Raw genomic sequence first — 25,369 nt, 5'->3', positions numbered from 1 at the left:
GTCGGACGCCTCACGGATGCACGAACATGGCCTAGATGGTGCAGCGACCGTCCAGCTTCGTGGCCAGCGCCTCATCCACGGCGGCGTCGGCTACATTGCCTTCACGTTTGTCGGGCGGGAACTCGATGCGCACGGGGCGCAGCTTGCCGTTCTCGCCGCGGATCGAGCCCATGCCCTCGAAGCGACGAAGCGTGCGATCGGCCATGGTGTAGCTGAGCACCACCGTGGGTGCCGCGAAGGCGTACCAGGCGTCGAGTCTCATCGTCATGCGTCGCACGCCGCCGCTCGTCTGGCCGTCGACCAGCCGCACGTCGTAGTAGGCAAAGCGTCCGGGCAAGAGGAAAGGAATACCGTCGCCACGCTTGCCGACGGCGTCCCAGTGAGTGCGTACGTACACGTCGAAACCGGCGTCGATCACGCCGTCCTTCTTCTCCGGCAGTGGCTTGACCACTTCGGGGGCTGCGCCACGCTTGGCGTAAACGCTGCGGGCACCACCCTGCGAGCGCACTCCTTCGGCATAGCCGTTACGCGCGTCGACGAAACTGAAGTCCGGCCCGATCACCTTGTCGCCGCCCTCCAGTACCTTGCGCGCGAACGCCTTGCCATCGGGACACTGGTACTGCACCACCTGTCGCTCGGGGCCCACCGTATGGACTTCGCGATAGAGCAGCTGGCCGTTATCCGGCGCATAGGCGTCGCCGACGAAACGCTCGGTGGCGGCAGGCGCGATGCCGCTGGCGAGGCACGCGGCAGCAGCAAAGGGGACGATCGGGGCAGATGAAAGAAGCCTCACGGGTACTCGTCCTCGACGGGAATGCCGGACAGTGGATACGAGAGTATGTGAAGAACGGATGCGCGTCGCGCCGTGCCGACCAAGGTCATGTTATAGATCGGCCCGCATCGAGCGACCGCCGGCCCGAATAAGGATCCCACGCATGTCAGCCACCAGCCCCGCCGAGCGCGACGAGCTGAATCGACTGTTGCAACGTACCGCTGACGAAGACCAGCGCGCCTTCGAGGAGCTGTACCGGCGCACCTCATCGCGCTTGTTCGGCGTCTGCGTGCGGTTGATGGGCGATCGCGACGAGGCCGAGGAAGTCCTCCAGGAAGCCTTCGTCACGGTGTGGAAGCGTGCCCGCAGCTTCGACGCGAAGCTCTCCAGCGCCATCACCTGGCTGGTGACCGTCGCCCGTAACAAAGCCATCGACCGCCTTCGCCAGCGCCCCGACCTGCGCCCGGTCGAGGTGGATTGGGAAACCCTTGTCGACGATGGCCCCGGTCCCGCGCACGGCGCCGAGAGCGACGAGGAGTACCGCCATTTGCAGGCTTGCCTGGGCGAACTGGAAGCCCAGCAACGTCGCTCCATCCGTGAAGCCTTTTTCGGCGGCGCGACGTATAACGAGTTGGCGGAACGCGCAAAGGTGCCCCTTGGCACCATGAAAAGCTGGATTCGCCGCGGTCTCCTGCAGCTCAGGGCGTGCCTCAATCCATGAACAGCACTTTCGAATCGGACAAGGACAACCTGCGCTACGCCGAGTACGCGCTCGGCCTGCTCGACGCCGACGCGCGAGCCGCGGTGGCGCGGGAGGTCGAGACAAACGCCGAAGCCGCCGCGGCGGTCGCGCTGTGGCAGCGTCACTTCACGCCGCTCGCCATGGAAATCACCGACGTCGAGCCGCCCGCGCATGTCTGGGCCGGCATCCGTCGTCGTCTCGCCTTCGATGCTGCCGCGCCATCGTCTTCCAAGGGACGCGAGAGCGTCTGGGACAGCCTCGGTCTTTGGCGCTGGATCGGTGTGGGTGCCACGGCGCTTGCCGCCTGCCTGCTTGTGATCACCATGACCCGTCCCGTGGCGCCGCCCAGCGCGGCGCACACTTCCGTCCTCATGGTCTCGACCATCGCCGGTGAGAACGGCGTCGCCGGCTGGACCGCCACCATGGACATCGACCGCTCCGAACTGCTCGTCGTTCCGGCCAGCCCCGCCGCCGTCGCTGCCGATCGCAATACCGAGCTATGGCTTATTCCCGCCGGCGGCGCCCCCATCTCGGTCGGCGTCTTCCCGCCCGGCGATCCCAAGCGCTTCCATCTCGACAAGGCCCTCCTCGATCGCCTCGGCCCGACTGCGGCACTCGCCGTGTCGCTGGAACCGCTCGGCGGCTCGCCCACCGGCCAACCGACCGGCCCGGTCATCGCCAAGGGCGCCATCCGCGCCGCGTGATCGTGCGGCACCCCGCCCTTGTGGGAGCCGATTCATCGGCGATAGGGTGCTTGCCATGACCTTGCCCGCTGCCGCGGGATCGCCGATGAATCGGCTCCTGCAGGGGATTGGGATCTTGCAATGGCTCCCGGAGTGCCCAATAATGAGTGAGCACTCACCTATTATCAGAACCCCATGGCCCGCCTCAAGAGCGAAGAAAAACGCAACGCCATCCTTGCCGCCGCAGCCCAGGCCGTGGCCGAGCGTGGCGTGGGTGCGCCGACCTCGCTCATCGCGAAGCTGGCTGGCGTGGCCGAGGGCTCGATCTTCACCTACTTCGCCGACAAGGACCTGCTGCTCAACGAACTCTACCTGAGTGCGAAGAGCAGCCTTCGCGAAGCCATGGTCGACGGTTACCCCTCGCGCGCCCCGATCATCGAGCGCTTCGAGCACGTATGGAATCGTTACCTCGACTGGGGTATGGAGCAGCCTGCCCTGCGCGCGGCCATGGCGCAGCTGATGGTGTCCGAGCGCATCACTCCGGCTACCCGCGTCGAGGGCGAACGTGTCTTCGGCGACATCGCGGGCTTGTTCGACGACGGCATCGCCGCCGGCGTGCTCAGCCAGGGGCAACCCATTGGCTTCATGGCGGGGATCATCACCGCCATCGCCGAAACCACGATGCAGTTCATGGCGAAGAACGCCGCCGAGGCGGGTGTTTACCGTCGGGCCGGTTTCGAGGCCATCTGGCGAGCCATCGGGTCCGCCTGAAGCACGCCCTTTTTTTACCCACATAACCGAGTGTGTACTCACTCACTATAGCGAGGATTTTTCATGTCACAGGTCTGGCTCATTTCAGGAAGCGGCGCTGGTCTCGGTCGCGATATCGCCCAGGCGGCACTTGCCGCCGGCCATCGTGTCGTCGCCACGGCACGGCGCGTCGAGGTGCTCGACGATCTGGTCGCGCGCTACCCGGACACCCTCCGCGTCACCCCGCTCGATGTCACGGACGAGGCTGCGTGCATCAAAGCCGTGCGGGTCGCCCTGGAAGCATTCGGCCAGCTCGACGTGCTCGTCAACAACGCTGGCTACGGTCAGCTCGCCCCGTTCGAGCAGATGTCATCGGCTGACTATCGTGCACAGATCGAGACCAACCTGTTCGGCGTGGTGAACCTCACGCGCGCCGCCGTCGGTCCGATGCGCGAGCGCCGTAGCGGCCGTGTCATCAATGTCTCCTCCGTCGGTGGCCGCATCGGAATGCCCGGCATGTCGGCCTATCAGGCTGCAAAGTGGGCGGTGGGCGGTCTTTCCGAAGTGCTCGCGACCGAACTCGGTGCGCTGGGCGTGCACGTCACGGCGATCGAGCCCGGCGGCATGCGCACCGACTGGGTTCGTCGTGCAGGCGCCGACGTGCCAACTTTGCTGGCCGACTACGAAAGCAGCGTGGGCCCGCTTCGCGACATGCTTTCCAGCTACGCCGGCAACGAGGCAGGCGACCCGGTTCGTGTTGCCGAGGTGGTGCTCCGCCTTGCCGCGCATCCGCGTCCACCCGTACGACTCCTCCTGGGCAGCGACGCGGTGGCTTACGCGGGCGCCGCCGAGCAGGCGCGCCGTGAAACCGACCAGCGCTGGGTCGAGATCAGCCGCGCGACCGACGTCGGCGCCGCCGCCCTTCCCGCCTTCCCGGCCTACTGAGGACACCCGCATGAGGATCCTGCTGTTCGGCGCCACCGGCATGGTGGGCCAGGGCGTGCTTCGCGAGTGCCTGCTCGCCCCCGATGTCGACGAGGTCGTCGCGATCGGGCGCACGCCCAGTGGTGCCAGCCACCCGAAGCTGAAAGACCTGGTCCAGGCCGACCTCTTCGACTACCGTGCCGTCGAAGACCGGCTCGGTGGCTTCGACGCCTGCTTCTTCTGCATCGGCGTGACCTCGTTCCGCATGGACGAAGCAACCTACACGCATCTCACCTACGACATGACCCTCGCGGCGGCGTCTACCCTCGCCCGCCTGAATCCGGCGATGTCCTTCGTGTATGTCTCCGGGGCGGGTGCCGATAGCAGCGAATCCGGCAAAATCATGTGGGCTCGTGTGCGCGGGCGAACCGAAAACACCCTCGCGCGACTTCCGTTCAAACGCGTGCATGCGATCCGGCCGGGAGCCATCCGGCCCATGCACGGAGCCCGTTCGCGCACGCGGGCGTACCGGATGCTCTACCCGCTGATGGCCCCGCTGTTTCCCCTGTTCCGCGCGCTCATGCCCCATGCGGTGGCGACGACCGAGACAGTCGGACGTGCCCTGCTCGAGTTGGCGCGGCACGGTTACCCGAAGACCGTTCTCGAAACCCGGGACATCGAGGAGGTGGCGCGGCGGGCCAACTGACCTTCACATTTGTCGTTCTGCGAAACGTAAAATTTGAAGGGTTGCCCTCAACTTCCTGCCTCTCCGGCCGATATGATGAGTGCGTTGCAGGTCGGGGGAGGCACGCCATGAAAGCATTCATCGCCGCGGCGGCCATCGTCGCGGCCCACGCGGTCGCGCTGGCACTCCTGCCGGCGACTGGCATGGCGATCTCTTACACCTTTTTCTTTTCGGTTGCCGCGCTGGCGATGATCGGTACGTGGCGATCGTGGTTGCGCTCGGGCACGCCGCGCGACCACCGCTGGTGGTTGCTGCTGGCGAGCCTCGGGCTGTGGACGATCGGCATGTCGCTGTCGGCACGACAGAACTACGTGCTCGACAATTCCAACCCCGCGCCCGGCGACAGCATGTTCTTCTACATCCTGTACGTGTTGCCGGTACTGGTCGCTGTTTCCTCCGCGCCCGTCGCTGCGCGAAAGAAATGGGCGCTGTCGATCGACCTTGTGCTGGCCGGTCTGCTCGGCGTGTTGTTCTACCTGCGCACGTTCTCCATCGTGACCGTGGAAGGTGCGATCGGTCGACAGCAGGCGGTCGACGTCGCTTACATGCTCGACTTCGAGAACGTATGCCTGGCGGTGGCCGCCTTGCTGCGTTTCGTCGCCACCGACCGGGCGGACGATCACGCGTTCTTCCGCGGGGTGATGGCGTTCTTCGTCGTCTATGCGATTTCCGGCTTCTCGTACAACCACTACGTTGCCCTCAACGGTCATCCCGACTTCGGCAGCTCATCGTGGGACGTCCTGCTCGACCTGCCTTTCCTTTCACTGTTCGTCGTCACCATGACCCGCCAGCCCCAGCGTCACTGGCACCCGCCGGTGTACCTGATTCGCTTCGTGCAGAGCGCGAGTCCCACCTTCCTGGCCATGAGCGTGCTGGGTTTTGGTCTGATGGTGATCCCGGTGTATCCGTCGCTGGGTATCTGTGGCGCCATCGCCGCGGTCATCGGTATCGGCCTGCGCGGGACGCTGGCCCAGGTCGACCTGGTCGAGGAGGAGTACCGCCTCTCGCGCAGCCGCGATGAGCTTCAGGGACTGGTGTTCATCGACAGCATGACCGGGCTGGCCAACCGCCGCGCACTGGACGAACGCCTCCTGCGTGAATGGCACCGGCCCGCGCAGCGCGAGCCGATCGCCTTGCTGATGATCGACGTGGACTTCTTCAAGGAATACAACGACCGCTACGGCCATCTCGCCGGCGACGACTGCCTGCGCGCCCTGGCCTCGGTACTCTCCGGACGCGGCCTGCGTGCCGGCGACTTCATCGCCCGCTTCGGCGGCGAGGAATTCGCGGTGATCGCTCCGGGCACGCGCCTGCCCGAAGCGGTGGCGCTGGCCGAAGACCTCCGTGCACAAGTCGAAGCGCAAGGCATCGTGCATCCCCTGAGTCCGTGCGGCGTGTTGACCATCACGATCGGCGTGGCGACGCTCCTGGCCAATGCCAACGGCGGCCCGCTGGACCTGCTCAATGCCGCCGACCGCGCGCTCTACCGCGCGAAGAACGCCGGGCGTAACCGCATCGGCGCCCTCGGCGACGCGCGCCTCGAGCCCTCGCGCGCCTGATCGTTTAACCCCTTTTCGCCAGGGCCACGTTTCATCTGCATGTCCCCCACGAGGCCACGCACGATGAATACGCTACGCATCACCCTACCCCTGCTGTTCGCCGGCCTGGTTGCCGCCGCGGGAAGCGCCGCTTCCAACGGCTTGCCCCGCCCGCGTGTGGCGCCTGAGCCAGCGTTACCGGTACCCAACGACGCTTCCTGCGAGCGGGCCGTGCGTGGCTACGCGCCCGGGCGCCCCCTGCCGATGCCGATGCCGATGGCGATGCCCGTTGCCGAAGCCGACGCCCTGAGAGCCACAGCGGCACCGGCGCCGGCCGCGCCGATGATGGCCAAAGTGCAGCGTTCGCCGGCGTCGATGGGGGGCATGATCGTCGCGACGATGCCAGCGCAGCCGATGGACCGTGACAACTACAAGCACCGCGATGCCAACGCGGTACACCTTGCCACCAACGACCCGGTCTCGACCTTCAGTATCGACGTGGACACCGGCTCGTATACCAACGTGCGCCACATGCTCAATGAAGGACGCCTGCCGCCCGCCGATGCGGTGCGCACCGAGGAGTTCATCAACTACTTCGACTACGGCTATGCACCGCCGACCGATCGCTCGCGCCCCTTCAGCGTGACCACCGAACTCGCACCCGCACCGTGGAATCCCAGCCGCCAGCTGTTGATGGTGGGCATCCAGGGCTACAAGGTGCCGGCCAGCGACATTCCCGCCGCCAACCTGGTCTTCCTCGTCGATGTGTCCGGGTCGATGGATGAGCCAGACAAGCTGCCCTTGCTGAAGGCGTCGCTGAAACAGGTCGTGCCGAAGCTTCGCGCGCAGGACCGCGTTTCACTGGTGACCTATGCGGGCGCGACCTGCGTTGCGTTGCCATCGACGCCCGGTGACCAGCACGCAACCATCACCGCGGCTATCGACGCGCTGGGCGCCGGCGGTTCCACCAACGGCGCGGCGGGCATCGATCTGGCCTATGCGCAGGCGGCGAAGGGTTACATCAAGGGTGGCGTGAATCGAGTGATCCTCGCGACCGATGGCGACTTCAACGTCGGCATGACCGGCGTGCAGGCACTCAAGGATCGTATCGTCGAGAAGCGCAAGAGCGGTGTTGCGCTGACCACGCTCGGCTTCGGCGAAGGTAACTACAACGACGAGATGGCCGTTGAACTGGCCGACGTCGGCAACGGCAGCCATCATTACATCGACAGCCTCGACGAAGGCAGGCGCGTCCTGGTCGACGAGATGTCGGCAACGCTGATGACGATCGCGAAGGATGTGAAGATCCAGGTCGAGTTCAATCCGGGCGTGGTCGCCGAATACCGCCTGATCGGCTACGAGAAACGTGTGCTGGCTCGTGAGGACTTCAACAACGACGCGGTCGACGCCGGTGAGATCGGTGCCGGCGCGAATGTCACCGCCCTCTACGAGATCACGCTCAAGGGCGCACCGGGCGCACGAATCGATCCGCTTCGTTACGGCAGTGACGCGGCAGCATCCAAAGGCGGCGAGCTGGCCTTCCTTCGCCTCCGCTACAAGGCACCCGACGGTGGCGCGAGCAAGCTGATCGAAGAGCCACTGTCGGCACGCGCGGCCGCGGCGCCCAGCGAACGCCTGCGCTTCGCTGCCGCGGTGGCAGCCTTCGCCGAGAACCTGCGCGGTGGGAAGTATATCGACGGCTTTGGTTACGACCAAGTCACGACGTTGGCACGCGGGTCCGTTGGGAAGGACGAGGGTGGCTATCGTGCGGGTATGGCGAGGTTGGCCGCCCTGGCTGGGGGGATGCAGACTGAGCAGCCTGTGGCTGGTGCGTTCATTCGTTGAGGCGAGCACCCTTCGCCGATGAATCGGCTCCTACAGGAACAGGCCGGCTTGCTCTGTGTAGGAGCCGATTCATCGGCGATCAATGGAATCACGACCCTGCCCATCGCCCAAACCCCATTGAATGCCTTAACCTCCCCCGCCATGGATGCACCCCTGGCCGACGATGGCGGACTGATGCTCGCCTGGGCGGGCGGGGACGCGGCTGCCTTCACCGAGCTCTATGCACGCCACAAGGGCCCGCTTTACCGGTTCCTGATGAAGACAGTGAAGGATCGCGCCGTCGCCGATGAGCTCTTCCAGGAAACCTGGAGCCGTGTGATCGCGGCCCGTCAGCGGTATCGTGTCGAGGCGAAGTTCAGCACGTGGCTGCTGCAGATCGCCCATAACCTGGCCATCGACAGCTTCCGCAAACAACGTCCTCAGGCGGGTGCCGAGGAGACCGAAGCCGCGTTCGCCGCGCAGGCCGCGCCCGAACGCGATCAACCCGAACACGCACTGTCGGACTTCGAACTACGTCGACGCATGCAGCGCGCGATCGAGAGCCTGCCCGACGAACAGCGCACCACCTTCGTGCTGCGCATGGAGAACGAACTTTCCCTGGAGGACATCGCCGCCGTGACCGGCGTAGGACGCGAAACCGCAAAATCGAGGCTTCGCTACGCCATGACCCGGATCCGCGAACTCGTTGCCGAATGACATGACCCAGACCACGCCCCCGACCAGCGACGACGACCTGCCCGACGAGCGCGAGCTCGCCGCGCTGTACGCACGCCTGCCGAAGGTCGAGCCAGACGCGTCCCTCGACGCGGCGGTGCTCGCCGAGGCCACGCGCGCGGTACAGGTGAGCCGCCGTCCCCGCTGGCCCGTCGCACTGGCCTCGGCGGCCGTGCTGGTGCTCGCCGTCGGTGTCGCCTGGCAGGTGCGCGAGCTGCAGCCGGCACCTTCCGCGCTCCCGACAGCTTCGGTACCGCCCCCTGTCGTACCGGCCCCAACAGCACCTTCCGCTGCCATGCCTGCCGCGGCGGACATGCGCGCGCCTCGCACAGTGGAAAGCATCGCCGCTGAAGCGGCTCCCACACGAGACCTGCGCAAGACGTCTCCTGCCTATGTAGGAGCCGCTCCAGCACCGAATGTAGGAGCCGCTCCAGCGGCGAATGTGGGAGCCGCTTCAGCGGCGAAGCCCGCGCAGCGGGCACAGGCATACCGCACCGCCCCCAGTGTCTCAGCGCAGGTAACCTCCGCTCCCGCCCCGTCGCCGCAGCAATACGAGGCGGCCGCACCGGCCCCGTCAGGCATGCTTCGCGAGAACATCGCAGCCAAGATAGCGACCGACGCGATCGTCCCCGGCAACCTCGGTCCGGACGACCGTGTCGGGGAAATCCGTCGCCTCCTGGGCAGCGGCAATCGCGCACAGGCCCTGCGTGAACTGAACGACCTGCGTCGACGCTATCCGCACTACGACCTGCCCCAAGACCTGCGCGACCTGAATCATTGAGCGCGTCGCTTGAAACCCTCGCGTCGCCATGGCGGCACGAGGAAGACATTCGCAAGAGCCGTTTCCTCGCCCAGGCCACTCCAGTCGGCAGCACCGCCGAGGCGCTCGCCTTCGTCGACACCGTGGGTGATGTGACAGCCACGCACAATTGCTGGGCCTACCGCGTCGGCGACGCCTACCGTTTCAACGACGATGGCGAGCCCGGCGGAACGGCCGGGCGGCCGATACTGCAAGCCATCGATGGCCAGGGCTGTGATCGCGTGGTCGTCGTCGTCACGCGCTGGTATGGCGGCATCAAGCTCGGTGCCGGTGGACTTGCCCGGGCCTACGGCGGCACGGCTGCGGAATGCCTTCGCCTCGCGCCGCGCGTGGCGATCGTCGCCATGGGCCGCCTGTTCATTCACTGCGACTTCGCCGAACTCGCCTTGGTCACTGCGCGAATCCGCGACATGGAAGGCACGATCGAGCAGGAAGCCTTCGTCGCCGACGGTGCCGAACTGACCGTCCTGGCCCCTCTCGATCGCCTCGATGCCATCGCGGCGAGGGTGATCGACCTGAGCCGGGGGCGCATCCAGCCACGCCGGGTCGATTGACGCCTGCTCGTCGGCGGGATCGTGGTCGCGGTGCAGCACACTTTGCACCTCATCCGTGGAAATTGCGCCTTTTTCCAATCTATGCGTGCGTTTCACCGGCCTTGCGACGCAGCAAAGCTAACTGAAAAGTGAATGAGTTATTAGCGTCCTGTCGACAAAATCAGTGTCGAAAATAACGCTTTGATTACCTTTCCGCCTCATTCTCGCCATGGATGCATCGTTAACTTGATGCAGGTCGCAGAAATGACCCTCGTCGCTTTTAGGTGCACGACGTGCCGTCTATGCTGACCTTGCCATCGATTCCCAACCCCCCGGATCGATGCAGGCGATGGACATCGTGTTTCCCACCCGCCTCCCATGGTTTGTTGACGCATCTTCAACGATGCGTGGCGTGTTGCGTGCTCGAAGAGCGCGGACGTACGGCTGCGCGCAACATCAGCGGAGCGAAAAACAAGCTGTTTCCCTGCTTTTCCACCCATTCATCGTGGACCCGTTATAAACACTTAGACGTCCATTCATATTCAGGAAAAATGCTGCCGCATGACGACGAAGATTGATCAGGCGCATGACGACGACACCATCGATCTCAACGCGTTACTCGGCACACTGCTCGACCACAAGTGGATGATCGTTGCTATTACCGGGACGTTCTTTGTGGTCGGGGTGCTGTACACGTTGCTTGCCGCGCCGGTGTACCAGGCGACGGCGGTTGTGCAGGTTGAGCAGAAAACACCCACCCTGCCGGGTCTGAGCGATCTGACCCAATCGTTGGGAACCACCGCATCACAGGCGGTGACGGAGATCGCGCTGATCACCTCGCGCCTGGTGATCGGTCAGGCGGTCGATGACCTGCACCTGGACATCCAGACGCAACCGCAGCGCATGCCGGTGCTGGGCGACTACCTCTCGCGTAGCTATAAACCCGGCCAGCTCGGACCGACGCGTTTCGGGCTGAGCCGCTATGGATGGGGCGGTGAGGTACTGGACATCTTCAAGCTCGATCTACCGGATACGACAACCACGCGAAAACTGGAACTGCGCGCCGAGGACGATCACAGGTTCAGCCTGTACGACGATGACGGCAAGCGCATCCTCGATGGAAAAGTCGGCGAACTGGTCAGTGCCAGGGGCGTGACGATCCAGGTAAAACAGCTCACGGCTCATCCGGGCACTCGCTTCGATGTCGTCGTACAACCCACGCTGACCACGATCGGCCACCTGCAGACCGACGTCGTGGCGCTCGAGCAAGGCAGCGATTCGGGCATCATCGGCCTGACCTACAACAACACCGACCCCGATCTCGCGCAGCACGTGCTCGACCACATCACCGCCGCATACGTTCGCCAGAACGTCGAGCGCAATTCCGCCGAGGCGGCCAGCCAGCTGCAATTCGTCAAGGACCAGTTGCCCAAGGTGCGCCTGGAACTGGACAAGGCGCAGGCGGCGATGAACGTGTTCCAGACCAAATCGCACTCGGTCGATCTCAGCATGCAGACCAAGGGCTTGCTCGACCAGATCGTCGCGGTCGAGAACAACATGCAGCAGCTACATCTGCAGGAAGCCGATATCGATCGCCGGTTCACCCACGATCACCCGGCGTACAAGGCGCTCCAGCAACAGATGGGACAGTTGCAGTCGCAGAAGGACCAGATGCAGAAGCAGGTCGGTGACCTTCCCGACACCCAGCAACAGCTGCTCAAGCTCAATCGCGACGTGCAGGTAAGCAGCACCACCTACACCAGCCTGCTCAACCAGGCGCAGCAGCTGGACATCGCACGTGCCGGCACGGTCGGCAATGTCCGCATCGTCGACACCTCCGCGGTGGACAAGACCCAACCCGTGCAACCCCGCAAGGCCCTGATCGTCATCATCGCGACCTTCCTGGGCGGCTTCCTTGCATTGGCCTTCGTGTTCCTCAAGCAGATCCTCAATCGCGGTATCGAAGACCCCGCGCTGATCGAAGACCTCGGTCTGCCCGTGTACGCGTCGATCCCACTGAGCTCCGGCCAGAGCGTCCGCTCGACCAAGAGCCGTCACGGTCACGGCGGTCGCGGCCCCGTGCTTGCGGTTGGCGATCCCGCCGACCTCGCCATCGAAGCGATTCGCAGCCTGCGTACCAGCCTGCATTTCGCCAGTCTCGAGGCAAAGAACAACATCCTGATGATCACGGGCTCCAGCCCCTTCGCCGGCAAGACCTTCGTCTCGGCGAACCTTGCCACGGTGATCGCGCAAGCCGGACGTCGCGTCTTGCTGCTTGATGGCGACATGCGTCGCGGAACATTGCACCAGCTCCTGGGCATCAGGGCCGGACGGGGTCTGTCCGACATCCTGGTGGGCGGCGCGGAGCTTGCGGAGGTCGTGCAGGCGGGTCCGGTGCCGAACGTCGATTTCGTCAGCCGTGGACAGGTACCACCCAACCCGTCCGAGTTGCTGATGCATGAGAACTTCACCAGGCTCATCCAGGAAATCGTGCCGGCTTACGACCTGATCATCATCGATACCCCGCCCATCCTCGCGGTGACCGACGCGGCCGTGATCGGCCACCACGCCGGCACGAGCCTTCTTGTCGCCCGCTTTGGCCTGAACAAGGCGCGCGAACTGGCCCTGGCAAAACAGCGCTTCGAACAGAATGGCGTCGAACTGAAGGGTGCGATCTTCAATGCCGTGGAACGCCGCACGTCCGGCTACTCCACATACGCCTACTACAAGTACAAAGCCGACCCGGCCTGAACCGCCTCATGAGTACCGAGGCAATGCATGAATCGAGCTCTATGTCGCGCATCCTGATCGTCGGAAATCATACCTGCGGTAACCGCGGTGACTGCGCCATCCTGCGCGGCCTGCTGGAATGCCTCGAGGACGCGCTCCCGGGAAGCCGGATCGATGTGACCAGTCGTTTCCCGACCAGTTCCGAATACCTGCTCGGCCGCGCGCTGCTGCCCGATACGCTGAACGGCTACTACCAGAATGCGGCCCGGCACCGCTTCGGCATGATTCGCTCGCTGCTGTTGCGAAGACTGGTGCCGCGGTTGCTGCATGGACACCTGCGCCGACGATGGTGGACCCGATTCCTGCGTCTTCCGCGTCGTCATCGCGAGTACATCGAATCGCTGAAGGCATACGACCTGGTGGTCCAGGTCGGCGGTTCATTCTTTGTCGACCTCTACGGCGCGACCCAGTACGACCAGGCCAGCTGTGCCCTGCTGGCGGGACGGCCGACGTACCTGATCGGCCACAGCGTGGGTCCTTTCGAGCAAGCGTTCTTCCGCAAGGTATCGCAGGACGTGATGGCACGGGTCGACGCCCTCGCGTTGCGCGAAGAAGTGAGCGCGCGCTATATGCGGGAAAGCGCCATCCCACAGGACAAGGTCTGCTGGACGTCCGATACAGCGTGGCTGGTACATCCAGGGATACCGGTGGCAGTCGATACCGCGCAACCGACGGTTGCCGTGACATTCCGCGAGCTGGCGCCGTTCGACAAACGCCTCGGCGTGACCCAGGCACAGTACGAAAGCGCTTTCGCCGAATTGCTCGACGCCGTGATCGACGCCGGCTACCGGATCGCCGCCTTCTCCACATGCACCGCGATCGATGGCTATCCCAAGGACGACCGCATGATCGCGCTCAAGGTACGTGCGCGCCTGCGCCGTCCGGAAGCTTTCCATGTCGAGATGAACGAACTCAACGATGTCGAGCTGGGCCAGCGGCTGGGAGCCTGCGTCCTGACGATCGGGACGCGCCTGCACAGCGCGATCATCTCGATGAACTTCGGCACTCCTTCGGTGGCGATCAACTACGAGCACAAGTCCGAGGGCATCATGAAGCGACTTGGCGCGGACGATCTGGCCATGCCGGTCCCTTCCCTGCTCGATGGCAGCCTGCGCATCAAGGTGCTGGAACTGCTCAAGGACGAAACGTTGCGCGGCAGGGTCGCGGCCGCCGTGGCACGCGAGAAGGCGTTCGCGCGGGAGTCCCTGCTCGCCACGCTCGCGATCGGACCCTGACCATGTCGATCCTGTTCGTCCTTCCCGAGTTTCCCAAGTATTCGGAAACGTTCGTCATCGACCAGATCGTGGGCCTGCTCGACCGCGGCTTCGACGTACGGATCCTGGCGATCAGCCGGGGGCCGGTGCCTGCTCCCGGGGACGTGGTGGCCACGCGCGGCTTGATGGATCGCGCCACCTTCATCTTCGATCACGCCGCCAGTGCATCGACCGGCCGGCAGATCCTGCTGCAACGCCTGCGCCAGGTGCTGCCCGGCCTGCTCCGGGGCCGGGTGCGGCGTGCGCTGTCCGTCCGCCGCTACGGCCACTCCGCGAAGACCCTGGCGCTCGCGGGCGCGGCGCGACGGCTGAACCAGCCGCTCAAGGCGCACGCCATCGTCGCCCACTTCGGGCCGACCGGCGTACTGGCCGCGAACCTGCGCGCCCTGGGCTTGTTGGAGGGACCGATCTTCACGGTGTTCCACGGCTACGACCTGTCTCAACACAGCGTGCTCGCACGGCACGCCGGCGACTACCAGCGGTTGTTTGCCAGCGGGGAACGCATGCTGCCGATCAGCACGTGCTGGGGGCTCAGGCTCGAAGCGCTCGGCTGTGCGCCCGACAAGATCCACGTACACCGCATGGGCGTCGATCTGGACAGCTTCCGCTTCGTGCCGCCGACGGCCGGCGCGCCCGCACAAGGAAGAACGCTGCGAGTGGTCACCGTGGCTCGGCTGGTCGAGAAGAAAGGTGTGCTCTATCTGTGCCAGGCCATAGCGCGACTGGCCCAACGGCAGATCCTGGTCGAGCTGGAGGTCATCGGTGATGGCCCGTTGCAGGCAGGACTCGAGCGCTTCGTCGCCGAACAGGCGCTCGGCGAGCATATCGTCATCCGTGGTCGACGCGACAAGGCCTATGTGCAATCCGCGCTCGGGCGTGCGGACGTGTTCGCCTTGCCCAGCGTCACCGCGGCGGATGGCGACCAGGAAGGCATCCCGGTATCGTTGATGGAGGCCATGGCCAGCGGCGTGCCCTGCCTGTCCACCGTACACAGCGGTATTCCCGAGCTGATCGACGACGGCCGCTCGGGCTGGCTGGTACCCGAGCGCGATGTCGACGCACTGGCGGACAAGCTCGCGCGCATCCAGCGCGGCGACTACGACCTCGCCGCGATCGCTCAGTGTGCCCGCACCACCGTGGAAACCCATTTCAACCAGAGCCGGTTGCACGACCAGCTCGCCGCCCAGCTGACCTAGGAGGACGCCACGATGCCCTCCGCCCGACGCGATGCCTTGTGGACCGCCGGCTCGGCCATGGTCAGCGCAGCGAGTCAGCTCCTGCAGATCGCGGTGCTCGCCCACCATGTCGATGCGCACCTGCTGGGCGCGCTGGCGATCGTCAACGTGGTCAATTCGATCGCCATGCTGCTGCAGGACATGGGCCTGAGCAGCTACCTCATCCATCGTCAGAACATCAGCCGCCCTGAGCGCACCTCACTGTTCATGATCAGCGCCGGGCTGGGCCTGGTGTCCGCCCTGGTGCTGTTCGGCGCGTCCTACGGGGTCGCCTATTTCTACGGTTCGGACGTACTGGGTCACCTGTTGCGGCTGTCCACGGTCAACTTCGCGCTGCTGGGGCTGGCCGCGCAGTATCAGGCCAGCCTGATCAAGACCTTCCAGTTGCCCAGGCTCTCGCGCATCGAGGTCATCGGACGCCTGTCCGGATTAGTCACTTTGCTGGTGCTGGTGCTCGCCTTTGGCGCATCGATCGAAGCGGCCGTGTACGCGATGATCGTCAACAGCCTGGTGCGCCTGGCGTGCTTTGTTGCCGTCGCGCAACGAGACTGGCATCCCGGGCGCGCCTTCGATCGCGGCATCATCGGACAGGCACTGCGCTACGGCGCATTCCAGCTCGGCTCGCAAGTCATCAACCAGCTGCGCAGCCAGGCCGACCAGATCATCCTGGGCAAATTTCTCGGGCTCGCGTCCCTCGGCGTGTACTCGCTTGCCAAGGAACTGGTGCTGCAACCGACCAAGCTGATCATGCCGGTGGTGCAGCGCCTTGCCTTGCCTCGCCTGGCGACGCTCCAGGATGATCCGCAGGCGCTACGCCGGATCTACCTGGTCGGCCTGCGCAGCGTTTCGGTCTTCAGCAGCAGCGTGTTCATCATGCTGGCGGTGTTCGCGCCACCGGCGGTGACGATCCTGTATGGGCACCGCTACACCGGCGTGGCGGAACTCATACCGCTGATGCTGCTGTTCGGCATGCTGCGTCCGCTCGGCTCGCTGATCGGTGCGCTGAGCCAGAGCCTGGGCCGCTCGGATGTCGAATTCGGCTGGAACCTCAAGATCTGTGGCGTGACCTTGCTGGTCAGCGTCGCCGGCGCGTTGTCGCGCTCGCTCGAAATCATGGCGGTTGCGCTGGCGATCAGCCAGGTCCTGGCCACGATCCTGTCGTACTACTTTTTCTCCTCGAAGATCATCACCCTCACCGCTGGCGAGTTCTTCAGCTCCTGGACGGTCGAAAGTTTCGTGCCCTATACCTTCCTGATGCTTGCCGTCGCGCTGTACCCCGGCGACGACTGGAAGGTCAGCGTCGTGCGTTTCGCCGTGGCTACACCGCCACTGCTATGGGTGATCTGGCGTAGTCGGCATACGTTGCTCAACCGGCAAGTGAACACGGTGGGCGCCTGAGATGGAGAAAGCGATGCCCCTGGTGAGCGTTTACATTCCCACCCGCAATCGCTCGGCGCTGTTGCGACGGGCGGTCGACTCCGTACTGGCACAGACCTACCCGGAGATCGAGGTACTGATCTGCGACGAGGCCTCGACCGACGATACAGCGGATGTCGTGGCCGGGTATGCCAGCCGCTATCCCGGCAAGTTCACCTACCTTCGTAACGACACGCCGCAGGGCGCGTGCCGCGCCCGTAATCGTTGCATCGAGGAGGCGGTGGGCACCTACGTTACCGGGCTGGACGACGACGACCTGTTCCACCCGCAGCGAATCCAGACCCTGGTCGACACCTATCGCCGTTACTCGCCCTCCTTCGCCTGCAGTCGTTTCCGGTACTTCCAGACCGATGCGCAGATGGCGTCGCTGTACGAGCGTCGGTACGCCGAGTCGGAACTGGCACGGGTCGACACGCTTACGTTGCCTGCGCTGTTATATGCGAACCTGGCGGGAAACCAGGTACTCACCGAACTGTCGCGGATGCGCGCACTGGGCGGCTTCGACGAATCGATGCCTTCCTGGCAGGACTACGACATGTGGATCCGCCTCGCCGACCGCTACGGCCCCGCTGTGCGGACGCGCCCGCTGCTCTCCTTCGTCGATGACGACCGCTCACGCGCGCGCATCCGCAATTCGAGCAAGCGCGCCGAGGGCAGCGAGCGCTTCATCGCCAAGCACACAGGCCTGATGAGCGCCGACCAGCAGCGCAACCACCGCAATATCCAGTATGTGATGAACCGGGAGAGGCCACCGCTGGGCGATATCGCCCGCAACATCTCGGTGAGAGGCTATAAGTCGACGCTGAAGGTGCTCCTGCACAAGTTCTTCGGCGTGGCGATAGGTTGATCCGATGCTGATCAACAAGACACGTGCCGCCGCCCTCACGCTCATGGCGATGCTGTTCGTCCAGATTCCCCTGGGACACAGCACGACGAGCAAGTCGCACGTCAATGTCTATCACATCCTCCTGCTCCTGATGCCCGTGCTCTACCTGCCGGTAGCCCGGTACCTGAAGCTCAACCCGGGCACGGCCTTCATCGCGGCCATGATCGCAACCTCACTCGCGGCGGCCGCGACGTACGGCGGAGGTCTCCGTTCGACACTGATACTTTTCGTCGCGACGTCGTACTTCCTCGGCGTCGTCTTCGGACGCAAGCTGGCCGACATGGAGCTGCGCAGGATATTCATCTGGATGCTGGGGTGCTGCCTCACCTTCGTCATCCTGCGCGATATCGTCTACGCCGGCCAGCTCGGCGCGGTGTACGCGCGCAGCGAAGGTGCCTCCGGCGTGCTCTACATGTCCACCGGCGGACGCAATATCGAGGCCAGCCTGCTGGCATTGCTGTCTATCCTTCTGCTCGGCACGCGCGTGTATCCCATCGCCGCCGCGATAGCCGTGTTGACCAGCGCCACCATGCTCTCCCGTGCCGGGCTGGTCGGCGCGGCGGTATCGATCGGCATCGCCGCGTACCGCACGCGCAAGACACGTCACTACTACCTCTACAGCTTCCTCGCGGTGGCCATGGTGGTTCTCCTGGGCGGCCTGGTGTTGTCTTCGGTCATCGACATCCCGGTACTGGACCGCTTCAACCTGCAGGCGGAGACCCAACTCGAACACAAGAACGTCGGCCGCCTCGCGCTGTGGACCAGTGCCGGCACCGCCCTGACGCGGAACCTGCTGGGTTATGGCGTCGGCAATGGCGTGCCCGTGATGGAACAGATCTCCGGGCTGACCTTCGTCGAGAACAACGTCCACAATATCTATCTGCAGTTCCTTCTCGAAGGCGGCGTCCAGTCGCTGCTGCTGTTCCTGGTAATGGCGGCGCACATCGTGTTCACTCCCGCCGAAGGCCAGCAACGCAACATCAAGGCCTTCCTGCTGTGCTATCTGATGCTGGCCTTCATCGAGTTCAGCGGATACGAAGCCTATTTCTGGTTCTTCGTCGGCATGTTCTATGCCCGGAATGACATCCGTCGCGTCCAGATCCGACATGCCGCTTCCGAGAAAGCACGGACGGCACGAACCCGATGGCTACAACCGAAGCCTGCCCAGCCCGAACCGGATGCGACCCATGCTTGACGATTTCCGTGCCGACGTCCGTCGCCTTCGATCGCTACCCGGCTTTCATGGCATGGTGTGGTGGATGCTCGACCAGTCGTTCTGGGTGATCCTCAGCTATCGGCTGATCACAACCGCTCGCGGCAGTTGGCTGCATACGCCGCTTCGCGTCCTGGAGAAAGTCGCCGAGTTCGTCTTCAAGTGCTACCTGCCCACGACAGCGACGATCGGCCCCGGGCTGGTCATCTATCACGCCTTCGGAATCATCGTGAACGGCAAGACGACGATCGGCGCCAACTGCACCCTGTACGCCCGGGTCTGCATAGGCAACCGCTGGCCTGGCGACGGCACGCCGGTCATCGGCGACAACGTCACCATCGGCACGGGTGCCTGCATCTTCGGGCCCGTGGTCATACCGGACAACTTCGTGGTGAAGGCCAACGCGGTCATCACCCCCTCATCCCCCCCTGGAGCATCGCCATGAGCGAGGCAGACGTGAGATTGTCGATCATCATCATCACCTGGAACGAGCGAGAGAATCTCGAGCGCTGCCTGCTGTCCCTGATGGACAAGGTCGACTTCGATCGCGACGAAGTGATCGTCGTCGACAACGGCTCACGCGACGGCAGTGCCGAGTTCGTCGCCACCCTTCCCCAGGTTCGCTATTTTCCGCTCGACCGTAATTACGGCGTGGGCCCTGCGCGCAATCGTGGCCTGTTCCTGGCGCGCGGCAAGTACTGCATGACGCTCGACAACGACACCATCTTCCTGACCACCGATCCTGGCTCCATCGTCGAGGGATTCTTCCAGGCGCATCCCGATGCCGGCGTGGTCGGCTTCGAGCTACTCAATGTCGACCGTAGTCGCCAGGACTCCACCCGGCGCTTTCCCCGCTTCTACCAACCCATCGCGGCGCGCATCCCGGCCAGCCGCAAGCTCGGCTTCGTCAAGCGCGAGCTGGACAGGCACCTGATGCTCGACACCCAGTTCGACGCCAGCGACGATCCGCTCGAGGTGGACTACGTGCTGGGTGCGAACCAGACCTTCACCAAGGAGGTCGCCGCGCTGTTGATGGGCTACGACGACCGCATCTTCTTCGGCCCCGAAGATGCCGAGTTCTGTGTACGCACCCGCAAGCTGGGCCTACGCAACTATTACTGCCGAAAGATTTCCGTCGTGCACGACTACAAGCGGCGCACACGCAAGTTCTCGAGGCTGACCATCAAGCACCTCGCCGGTTTCGCGTATATGCTGAAGAAGCATGGGGGCGTCTATCGCTACTCCCTGAGCGAACGGCGCCGATAACGGAGGCATTCCGTGCAACGTCGCATTTTTCTCAAGCAATCCCTCCTGGCACTGGGCATTCTCGCCGCCCTGCCCCTCGACATGGCCCGCGCCGCAACGGGCGGCAAGCAGTACTACCTCGACAGCAAGTCGGGCGACGATCAGCATGACGGCAGCAGCGCGAGCCAGGCCTGGCGAAGCCTGGACAGACTCAACCAGGTGACGTTCGGCCCGGGCGACCGCATCTTCTTCAAGCGCGATGGCGACTACGCCGGCGCGTTCCTGCCGAAGGGCTCCGGCGCGGCGGGTGCGCCGGTTGTGGTCGACGCCTACGGCGAGGGCAGGCTGCCCCACCTGCATGCCGATGGCAGGAGCCCGTCCACCGTGCGCCTGCAGAACGTCGAGTACTGGACTTTGCGCAACCTGGAAGTCTCCAACCGCGGACCACAGCCTGGTTCGCGGCGTGCCGGTGTGCACCTGTTCCACCAGGATTTCGGCATCGCCCATGGCATCGTGCTGCAGGGGCTGCACATCCACGACGTCAACGGCGTCCCGGTCAAGCAGCAGGGTGGCGGCAGCGCGATCCTGATCGAGGCGAAGAGCAGCGCGCGACCCACGCGATACCAGGACCTGATGATCGCCGACAACACGATCGAGCGTAGCCAGCGCGACGGCATCCTGTTCCTGGGCGCGGGTAACCGCACCGCTGGCCTGGCCACGGGCGTGATCGTGCGAGGCAACCGCATCAGCGAAGTTCCTGGCGACTGCATCCTGGTCAGGGGCTGCGATGGCGCGCTCATCGAACGCAATACGGTCAGCCGATGTGGCGTGCTGCCACGTGGTGAGGCGGCCGCCGGTATCTGGCCCTTCGACTGCGACAACACCCTGATCCAGTACAACGAAGTCAGCGACCACGAGGCCTATGCCGACGGCCAGGCGTACGATGCCGATTTCCGCTGCCGGCATACGATCATCCAGTACAACTACAGCCACGATAACGCCGGCGGCATGGCACTGGTGTGTAACGACGGGCGCAGTGGTGGCGATATCGGCAACACCGGTACGATCGTGCGCTTCAACGTCAGCATCAACGACGCGCTGCGCAAGACAGGTACGGCATCGCTGCGCATCTCCGGGCCCGTGGACGGCAGCCAGATATACAACAACATCATCATCATTCCTGAAAAGCCCATTGCCGACAGCCAGGTCACGGTGTTCAAAGCGACCAGTTGGAAAGGCGTGCCGAGCAACACGGCCATCCACGACAATATCGTCGTATCACCACAATCGCCTGGTGTGGACATGCAGCTGGCTACCCGGACGCAACTGGGTGAGAACCGGATCTATGCGGACAACGACAAGGCCCTGGCCTCGCGTGCCAATCCACGGACACTCCAGCAGTTCAGGAAACACCGCCCCTCGTTGGCCGAAGTCAACGCCCTGGCCAAGGCATGCTTTGCCAACGGCAAGCCGGTTTCCAATGCCCTGGAACTCATCGCAAAGCTGACTTAACCGGCGCTCCGCTCACCCTCGCCGCGCTCCACGGCATCGACTTTCGTCGTTGCCCGACGTGACGCCAGGCCCTGGATCAGGCGCTTGCCGAGCGCCTGACCGGGCACCTCCACGAGGCGATAGGTCACGCTCGAAACAAGCACCGTACCCACCAGTGCCAGCAGCACGGTGGCGAGGAAATACAGATCGGGACTGAAACGATCGCCCGCATGGATCTTCGCCAGCAGCTTGCGCGCTACCTGCAGCATGAAGAAATGCGTGAGGTAACCGCTGAAGCTGATCTTCCCGATGTGCTGCAGCGGCCGGTTCACCAGCCAGCGATACGGCTGCCGGTAGAGGCACAAGGCCAGCAGGGCGAAGGCGGCGCCATACAGGAAAACGGCACGTGGATCGTCGAGACACTGCGGCGCGATCAACAGGACGGCCACAGCGAGCATGAACAAGCACGCATTCTGCCGTCGATCGCCCTCGTGGAAGAAGGCCGTCAGCCGCCCCACGTGGCCAAAAAGGACGAAATAGGCACAGATGCCGAACAGGAAGATCGGCAGTTGGTTAGGCAGCCAGACGAACACGTAGCGCGCCCACAGCCCCGCATCCTCGATCGGCGCATGCCGCAGCCACAGCGGCCATGCGATGACGTCCAGAACCAGAACCAACAGCAGTGCAGCGAGGGCTCGTGGGAGATTCCGCAGTGCCAGGAATACCAGCGGGAAGACGATGTAGAACGACATCTCGACCCCGATCGACCAGCCACCGGGCACGACGTCGTTGGCACCCAGCAACCAGGTCGGATTCCAGCCGTTGGTAAAGCTCAGGGTTCCGAGTATCGTCGCCAGCGGTGGCCACTGCTGCCCTTTCAGCAAGGCCGGCGCCACGCAGTACACGCCGAAGGCGAGGTAGAACATCGGCGCGATGCGAAAGATGCGCCGCACGTAGAAGTTCACCCACGGCTCCGACTCACCGACGCGCTTGCCCGCGGAGAGAAACAAAGTCAACGCACTGATCGCGAAGAACAGCTGGACACCGCGCGCGCCCTGTTCCGCATAGCGACTGAGCCACGGCGACATCAACGCCGGACGACCCATCGCCTGGTAGATCTCCACGTTGCGCTGCGCGTGGCTGAGAAGCACGCCGATAATCGCGACCCCGCGAAGGGCATCGATGAAATCGAGCTGGATCCGGGGTCTGGCCTGCACGATCAATAGCCAGGCTGCAGATGCCACCGCCACGCGCTGGCGAGGATCTCGTCCAGTTGCGTGATTCGCGGCTGCCAGCCGAGGCGCTCGCGCGCCTTGAGGCTGGACGCCACCAGCGTGGCTGGGTCGCCTGCGCGCCGCGGCGCGAGCTCATGCGGCACCGGGCGTCCGGTCACGCGCTCAGCCGCGGCGATCACCTCGCGCACGCTGAACCCTTCGCCATTACCCAGATTGAACGTGAATGCCCCCGCGTGGTCAGCCAGATACTCGATCGCGAGCAAGTGCGCCGAGGCGAGGTCATTCACGTGAATATAGTCGCGAACGCAGGTCCCATCGCGCGTGTCGTAATCGGCGCCGAACACCTTCAACGCTGCGCCCTGCCCCAGCACGGCCTTCAGTACGTTGGGAATCAGGTGCGTCTCCGGGTCGTGCCCCTCGCCGATCGAGCCTGAGGGATCGGCTCCCGCCGCGTTGAAGTAACGCAGGGCCACGGAACGCAGGCCATAAGCCCGTGCGGCATCAGCCAGAATCCGCTCTACCATCAGCTTGCTCTGGCCGTAAGGGTTGATCGGCTCGGTCGGATGCGTTTCATCGATCGCATCGGCCTGCGGATGACCGAAAACCGCCGCCGTCGACGAAAACACCAACCGGTCGACACCGGCATCGCGCATGGCAGCCAGTAGCACCAGCGTATTTGCCACGTTGTTGCCGTAATACAGATAGGGTTTGACCACGGACTCGCCGACGAGCGATCGCGCACAGAAGTGAATCACCGCATCGAACCGATGCGCCGCGAACAATCGCGATAACGCGGCGGCGTCACCAATATCACCCTGAACGAAAGCCACGTCCGGGCTCACCGCCTCACGATGGCCCGTCGACAGGTCGTCATAAACCACCACCTCGTGCTGCTTCGAGTCCAGGTAACGCACCATGTGCGAACCCACGTATCCCGCACCGCCACAGATCAGAAACTTCAAACGATTGCCCCAGTTCACCAGGAATAATTGGATCGCGGTCGCCCTGTACCGGACCGACCTAGATCGACTTCTCGTTGGCTGAGTTCGCGGCGGCCGCCACCGCTGCCGTCGCGTTGGCAGGCTGGGCCGCCGGCGTCGGCGCCTCGCTATGCACGAAGCCCTTGAAGATCGTCAGCAGAATGATGCGCAGGTCGAACCCGAGCGACCAATGGTTGATGTAGTAGAGGTCGTGTTCGATGCGCTTGACCAGGTCCGTGTCGCCACGCCAGCCATTGATCTGCGCCCAGCCGGTGATACCCGCCTTGACCAGGTGCTTGTGCATGTAGCCGGAGATCTCGCCCTTGAACTTCTCCACGAACATGGGGCGTTCAGGGCGCGGGCCCACGATCGACATGTCACCCCGCAGCACGTTGATGAACTGGGGCAACTCGTCCAGGCTGCTTTGCCGGATGAAACGGCCGAAGCGCGTGGTGGTCTTGGTCTGCGCACTGCCCCACTGAACGGCCTTGTTCTTCTCCATATCCACCGGCATGGAGCGGAACTTCAGCATTTCGAACTCCTTGCCATCCAGTCCCACGCGGCGTTGGCGATAGAGCACGGGGCCCGGGCTGGAAAGCTTCACGCCGAGAGCCAGCATGAGCATGACCGGGGCAATGAGGAGAAGAATTGCGCCGGCGATCAACCGGTCCTCGAAGCCCTTCAGTATCCACGCATGGCCGAGCAAGGGGCTTTCGCGAAGCGTGACGATAGGTACGCCGGCGCAGTCTTCCGTACGGTGGTTGATCAATTGCCGACCCAGCAGGTCAGGCACGAACTTCACCGTCATCACGCGCTCCTCCACGCGATCCAGCGTATAGCTGATAGCGCGATTGGCACTGACGGGCAACGCGACAAGCACCTGGTCCCATTCACCGCGGTCGAGGATTTCATCGATGTTCTGCAACGAACCAGCCATCGGTATGCCCGCCGGAACGCCATGGTCGTAGCTGGTCTTGACGTACGCGGTGATCTTCATGCCGAGGCCGAGGTTGGACTCAAGCTGATCCACCATATGGATCCCGGCATCGGTAGCGCCGACCAACAGGCAGCGTCCCATGCCGATACCCTGACGACGCAGGTAACGCAAAGCCGTGAGAACGATAAGTCGTGTAAGCGCCATGAATACAAGGCCCAGGATGAACGTCAATGACACCCATCCGCGCGAGTAAAACTCGCCGACTTTCAGAAGATAGGCCAGCGCAATCAAGCCTGCGAAGCCGGCCGCCCACGATGCGGCAATGCAGCAATACTGGCTTAGAGGACGCTCACCCAATGGCTGTTCATAAACCCGAAGAGCGATGGATGCGGTGAATGTCACAAGCAACAGAATGACCAGTGCCACGGCGTAAAAGGTGCTCATCCGGAACGTATCGAACCAGATGAAGTAGGCAAGGTAGCCCGCGCCGGTCGCACTAATCGGATCGCTCACACGGAGCTCGATATCCAGTAATGCATTGAATTTTGTCAGTTGCATGACATGTACCTTCTGCCAACGC

General features: G+C 64.1%; 23 protein-coding genes. 19 read left to right on the top strand and 4 right to left on the bottom strand.

Annotation, left to right across the window (positions count from 1 at the left end):
- Positions 1-31: 31 nt before the first annotated feature.
- Positions 32-793, bottom strand: a complete 762-nt coding sequence (locus C8J98_RS15950; RefSeq protein WP_107914174.1) for a hypothetical protein — start codon at positions 791-793, stop codon at positions 32-34.
- 142 nt (positions 794-935) lie between these two features.
- Between C8J98_RS15950 and C8J98_RS15945 the strand changes: the two genes are divergently transcribed.
- The 19 genes from C8J98_RS15945 to C8J98_RS15855 all read left to right on the top strand — a co-directional run bounded on the left by C8J98_RS15945 (position 936) and on the right by C8J98_RS15855 (position 21,658).
- On the top strand, positions 936-1,493 hold the full coding sequence (locus C8J98_RS15945; protein ID WP_107914173.1) for a sigma-70 family RNA polymerase sigma factor: 558 nt from the start codon (positions 936-938) through the stop codon (positions 1,491-1,493).
- A complete protein-coding gene (locus C8J98_RS15940) occupies positions 1,490-2,218 on the top strand; it encodes an anti-sigma factor (RefSeq protein ID WP_107914172.1) in 729 nt (242 codons plus the stop codon). Before C8J98_RS15945 ends, C8J98_RS15940 begins: the two co-directional genes overlap by 4 nt.
- Positions 2,219-2,392: 174 nt before the next feature.
- Positions 2,393-2,968 (top strand): TetR/AcrR family transcriptional regulator, encoded by a 576-nt coding sequence (locus tag C8J98_RS15935; protein ID WP_107914171.1) that lies wholly within the window; start codon positions 2,393-2,395, stop codon positions 2,966-2,968.
- A 63-nt stretch (positions 2,969-3,031) separates the two neighbouring features.
- Positions 3,032-3,892, top strand: coding sequence for an oxidoreductase (locus C8J98_RS15930; protein WP_107914170.1), 861 nt, complete (start codon positions 3,032-3,034; stop codon positions 3,890-3,892).
- A gap of 10 nt (positions 3,893-3,902) precedes the next feature.
- Positions 3,903-4,577 carry an NAD(P)H-binding protein gene (locus C8J98_RS15925; RefSeq protein ID WP_107914169.1) on the top strand — a complete coding sequence of 225 codons (675 nt, stop codon included), beginning with the start codon at positions 3,903-3,905 and terminating at the stop codon, positions 4,575-4,577.
- A 107-nt stretch (positions 4,578-4,684) separates the two neighbouring features.
- Positions 4,685-6,175, top strand: coding sequence for a GGDEF domain-containing protein (locus C8J98_RS15920; RefSeq protein ID WP_107914168.1), 1,491 nt, complete (start codon positions 4,685-4,687; stop codon positions 6,173-6,175).
- 63 nt (positions 6,176-6,238) lie between these two features.
- On the top strand, positions 6,239-7,999 hold the full coding sequence (locus C8J98_RS15915) for a VWA domain-containing protein (protein ID WP_107914167.1): 1,761 nt from the start codon (positions 6,239-6,241) through the stop codon (positions 7,997-7,999).
- Positions 8,000-8,140: 141 nt separating this feature from the next.
- Entirely contained in the window at positions 8,141-8,695 is a 555-nt protein-coding gene (locus C8J98_RS15910; protein ID WP_107914166.1) for an RNA polymerase sigma factor, read from the top strand.
- Position 8,696: 1 nt separating this feature from the next.
- Positions 8,697-9,494: a hypothetical protein gene (locus tag C8J98_RS15905; protein WP_107914165.1), complete on the top strand. Its 798-nt coding sequence runs from the start codon at positions 8,697-8,699 to the stop codon at positions 9,492-9,494.
- A complete protein-coding gene (locus C8J98_RS15900; RefSeq protein ID WP_107914164.1) occupies positions 9,491-10,087 on the top strand; it encodes a YigZ family protein in 597 nt (198 codons plus the stop codon). The genes C8J98_RS15905 and C8J98_RS15900 overlap by 4 nt, the downstream gene beginning before the upstream one ends.
- Positions 10,088-10,627: 540 nt before the next feature.
- Positions 10,628-12,817, top strand: a complete 2,190-nt coding sequence (locus C8J98_RS15895) for a polysaccharide biosynthesis tyrosine autokinase (RefSeq protein WP_107914163.1) — start codon at positions 10,628-10,630, stop codon at positions 12,815-12,817.
- Positions 12,818-12,858: 41 nt separating this feature from the next.
- Positions 12,859-14,091 (top strand): colanic acid biosynthesis pyruvyl transferase WcaK, encoded by a 1,233-nt coding sequence (gene wcaK, locus C8J98_RS15890; protein WP_107914162.1) that lies wholly within the window; start codon positions 12,859-12,861, stop codon positions 14,089-14,091.
- 2 nt (positions 14,092-14,093) lie between these two features.
- Entirely contained in the window at positions 14,094-15,326 is a 1,233-nt protein-coding gene (locus C8J98_RS15885) for a glycosyltransferase (RefSeq protein WP_107914161.1), read from the top strand.
- A gap of 12 nt (positions 15,327-15,338) precedes the next feature.
- Positions 15,339-16,763, top strand: a complete 1,425-nt coding sequence (locus C8J98_RS15880) for an oligosaccharide flippase family protein (RefSeq protein WP_107914160.1) — start codon at positions 15,339-15,341, stop codon at positions 16,761-16,763.
- A 13-nt stretch (positions 16,764-16,776) separates the two neighbouring features.
- The gene (locus C8J98_RS15875) at positions 16,777-17,649 is read left to right on the top strand and encodes a glycosyltransferase family 2 protein (RefSeq protein ID WP_158272738.1); all 873 of its coding nucleotides are present in this window, start codon (positions 16,777-16,779) and stop codon (positions 17,647-17,649) included.
- Between the two features lie 4 nt (positions 17,650-17,653).
- On the top strand, positions 17,654-18,883 hold the full coding sequence (locus C8J98_RS15870) for an O-antigen ligase family protein (protein ID WP_107914158.1): 1,230 nt from the start codon (positions 17,654-17,656) through the stop codon (positions 18,881-18,883).
- A complete protein-coding gene (locus tag C8J98_RS15865) occupies positions 18,876-19,346 on the top strand; it encodes a DapH/DapD/GlmU-related protein (RefSeq protein WP_158272737.1) in 471 nt (156 codons plus the stop codon). The genes C8J98_RS15870 and C8J98_RS15865 overlap by 8 nt, the downstream gene beginning before the upstream one ends.
- A complete protein-coding gene (locus tag C8J98_RS15860) occupies positions 19,343-20,167 on the top strand; it encodes a glycosyltransferase (RefSeq protein ID WP_107914156.1) in 825 nt (274 codons plus the stop codon). Before C8J98_RS15865 ends, C8J98_RS15860 begins: the two co-directional genes overlap by 4 nt.
- 12 nt (positions 20,168-20,179) lie before the next feature.
- A complete protein-coding gene (locus C8J98_RS15855; protein ID WP_107914155.1) occupies positions 20,180-21,658 on the top strand; it encodes a right-handed parallel beta-helix repeat-containing protein in 1,479 nt (492 codons plus the stop codon).
- On the opposite strand, the gene C8J98_RS15850 is transcribed toward C8J98_RS15855, so the two are convergent.
- The 3 genes from C8J98_RS15850 to C8J98_RS15840 are packed head-to-tail and all read right to left on the bottom strand — an operon-like array spanning position 21,655 to position 25,347.
- Entirely contained in the window at positions 21,655-22,854 is a 1,200-nt protein-coding gene (locus C8J98_RS15850) for an acyltransferase (RefSeq protein WP_158272736.1), read from the bottom strand. The two genes, C8J98_RS15855 and C8J98_RS15850, sit on opposite strands and share 4 nt — an antisense overlap.
- A 2-nt stretch (positions 22,855-22,856) precedes the next feature.
- Positions 22,857-23,834, bottom strand: a complete 978-nt coding sequence (gene galE / locus C8J98_RS15845; protein WP_107914153.1) for a UDP-glucose 4-epimerase GalE — start codon at positions 23,832-23,834, stop codon at positions 22,857-22,859.
- Between the two features lie 58 nt (positions 23,835-23,892).
- Entirely contained in the window at positions 23,893-25,347 is a 1,455-nt protein-coding gene (locus C8J98_RS15840) for an undecaprenyl-phosphate glucose phosphotransferase (protein ID WP_158272735.1), read from the bottom strand.
- Positions 25,348-25,369 lie beyond the last annotated feature (22 nt).

This window comes from Luteibacter sp. OK325, assembly GCF_003050935.1.
Classification (GTDB): domain Bacteria; phylum Pseudomonadota; class Gammaproteobacteria; order Xanthomonadales; family Rhodanobacteraceae; genus Luteibacter.
Note: the sequence above shows the minus strand (reverse complement) of the source record. Positions and strands in the feature narration are given on the sequence as shown.

Coding starts and splice junctions, on each gene's coding strand:
- C8J98_RS15945 (WP_107914173.1), top strand. CDS start 936: ATGTCAGCCACCAGCCCCGCCGAGCGCGACGAGCTGAATCGACTGTTG.
- C8J98_RS15940 (WP_107914172.1), top strand. CDS start 1,490: ATGAACAGCACTTTCGAATCGGACAAGGACAACCTGCGCTACGCCGAG.
- C8J98_RS15935 (WP_107914171.1), top strand. CDS start 2,393: ATGGCCCGCCTCAAGAGCGAAGAAAAACGCAACGCCATCCTTGCCGCC.
- C8J98_RS15930 (WP_107914170.1), top strand. CDS start 3,032: ATGTCACAGGTCTGGCTCATTTCAGGAAGCGGCGCTGGTCTCGGTCGC.
- C8J98_RS15925 (WP_107914169.1), top strand. CDS start 3,903: ATGAGGATCCTGCTGTTCGGCGCCACCGGCATGGTGGGCCAGGGCGTG.
- C8J98_RS15920 (WP_107914168.1), top strand. CDS start 4,685: ATGAAAGCATTCATCGCCGCGGCGGCCATCGTCGCGGCCCACGCGGTC.
- C8J98_RS15915 (WP_107914167.1), top strand. CDS start 6,239: ATGAATACGCTACGCATCACCCTACCCCTGCTGTTCGCCGGCCTGGTT.
- C8J98_RS15910 (WP_107914166.1), top strand. CDS start 8,141: ATGGATGCACCCCTGGCCGACGATGGCGGACTGATGCTCGCCTGGGCG.
- C8J98_RS15905 (WP_107914165.1), top strand. CDS start 8,697: ATGACCCAGACCACGCCCCCGACCAGCGACGACGACCTGCCCGACGAG.
- C8J98_RS15895 (WP_107914163.1), top strand. CDS start 10,628: ATGACGACGAAGATTGATCAGGCGCATGACGACGACACCATCGATCTC.
- wcaK (WP_107914162.1), top strand. CDS start 12,859: ATGTCGCGCATCCTGATCGTCGGAAATCATACCTGCGGTAACCGCGGT.
- C8J98_RS15885 (WP_107914161.1), top strand. CDS start 14,094: ATGTCGATCCTGTTCGTCCTTCCCGAGTTTCCCAAGTATTCGGAAACG.
- C8J98_RS15880 (WP_107914160.1), top strand. CDS start 15,339: ATGCCCTCCGCCCGACGCGATGCCTTGTGGACCGCCGGCTCGGCCATG.
- C8J98_RS15875 (WP_158272738.1), top strand. CDS start 16,777: ATGCCCCTGGTGAGCGTTTACATTCCCACCCGCAATCGCTCGGCGCTG.
- C8J98_RS15870 (WP_107914158.1), top strand. CDS start 17,654: ATGCTGATCAACAAGACACGTGCCGCCGCCCTCACGCTCATGGCGATG.
- C8J98_RS15865 (WP_158272737.1), top strand. CDS start 18,876: ATGCTTGACGATTTCCGTGCCGACGTCCGTCGCCTTCGATCGCTACCC.
- C8J98_RS15860 (WP_107914156.1), top strand. CDS start 19,343: ATGAGCGAGGCAGACGTGAGATTGTCGATCATCATCATCACCTGGAAC.
- C8J98_RS15840 (WP_158272735.1), bottom strand. CDS start 25,347: ATGCAACTGACAAAATTCAATGCATTACTGGATATCGAGCTCCGTGTG.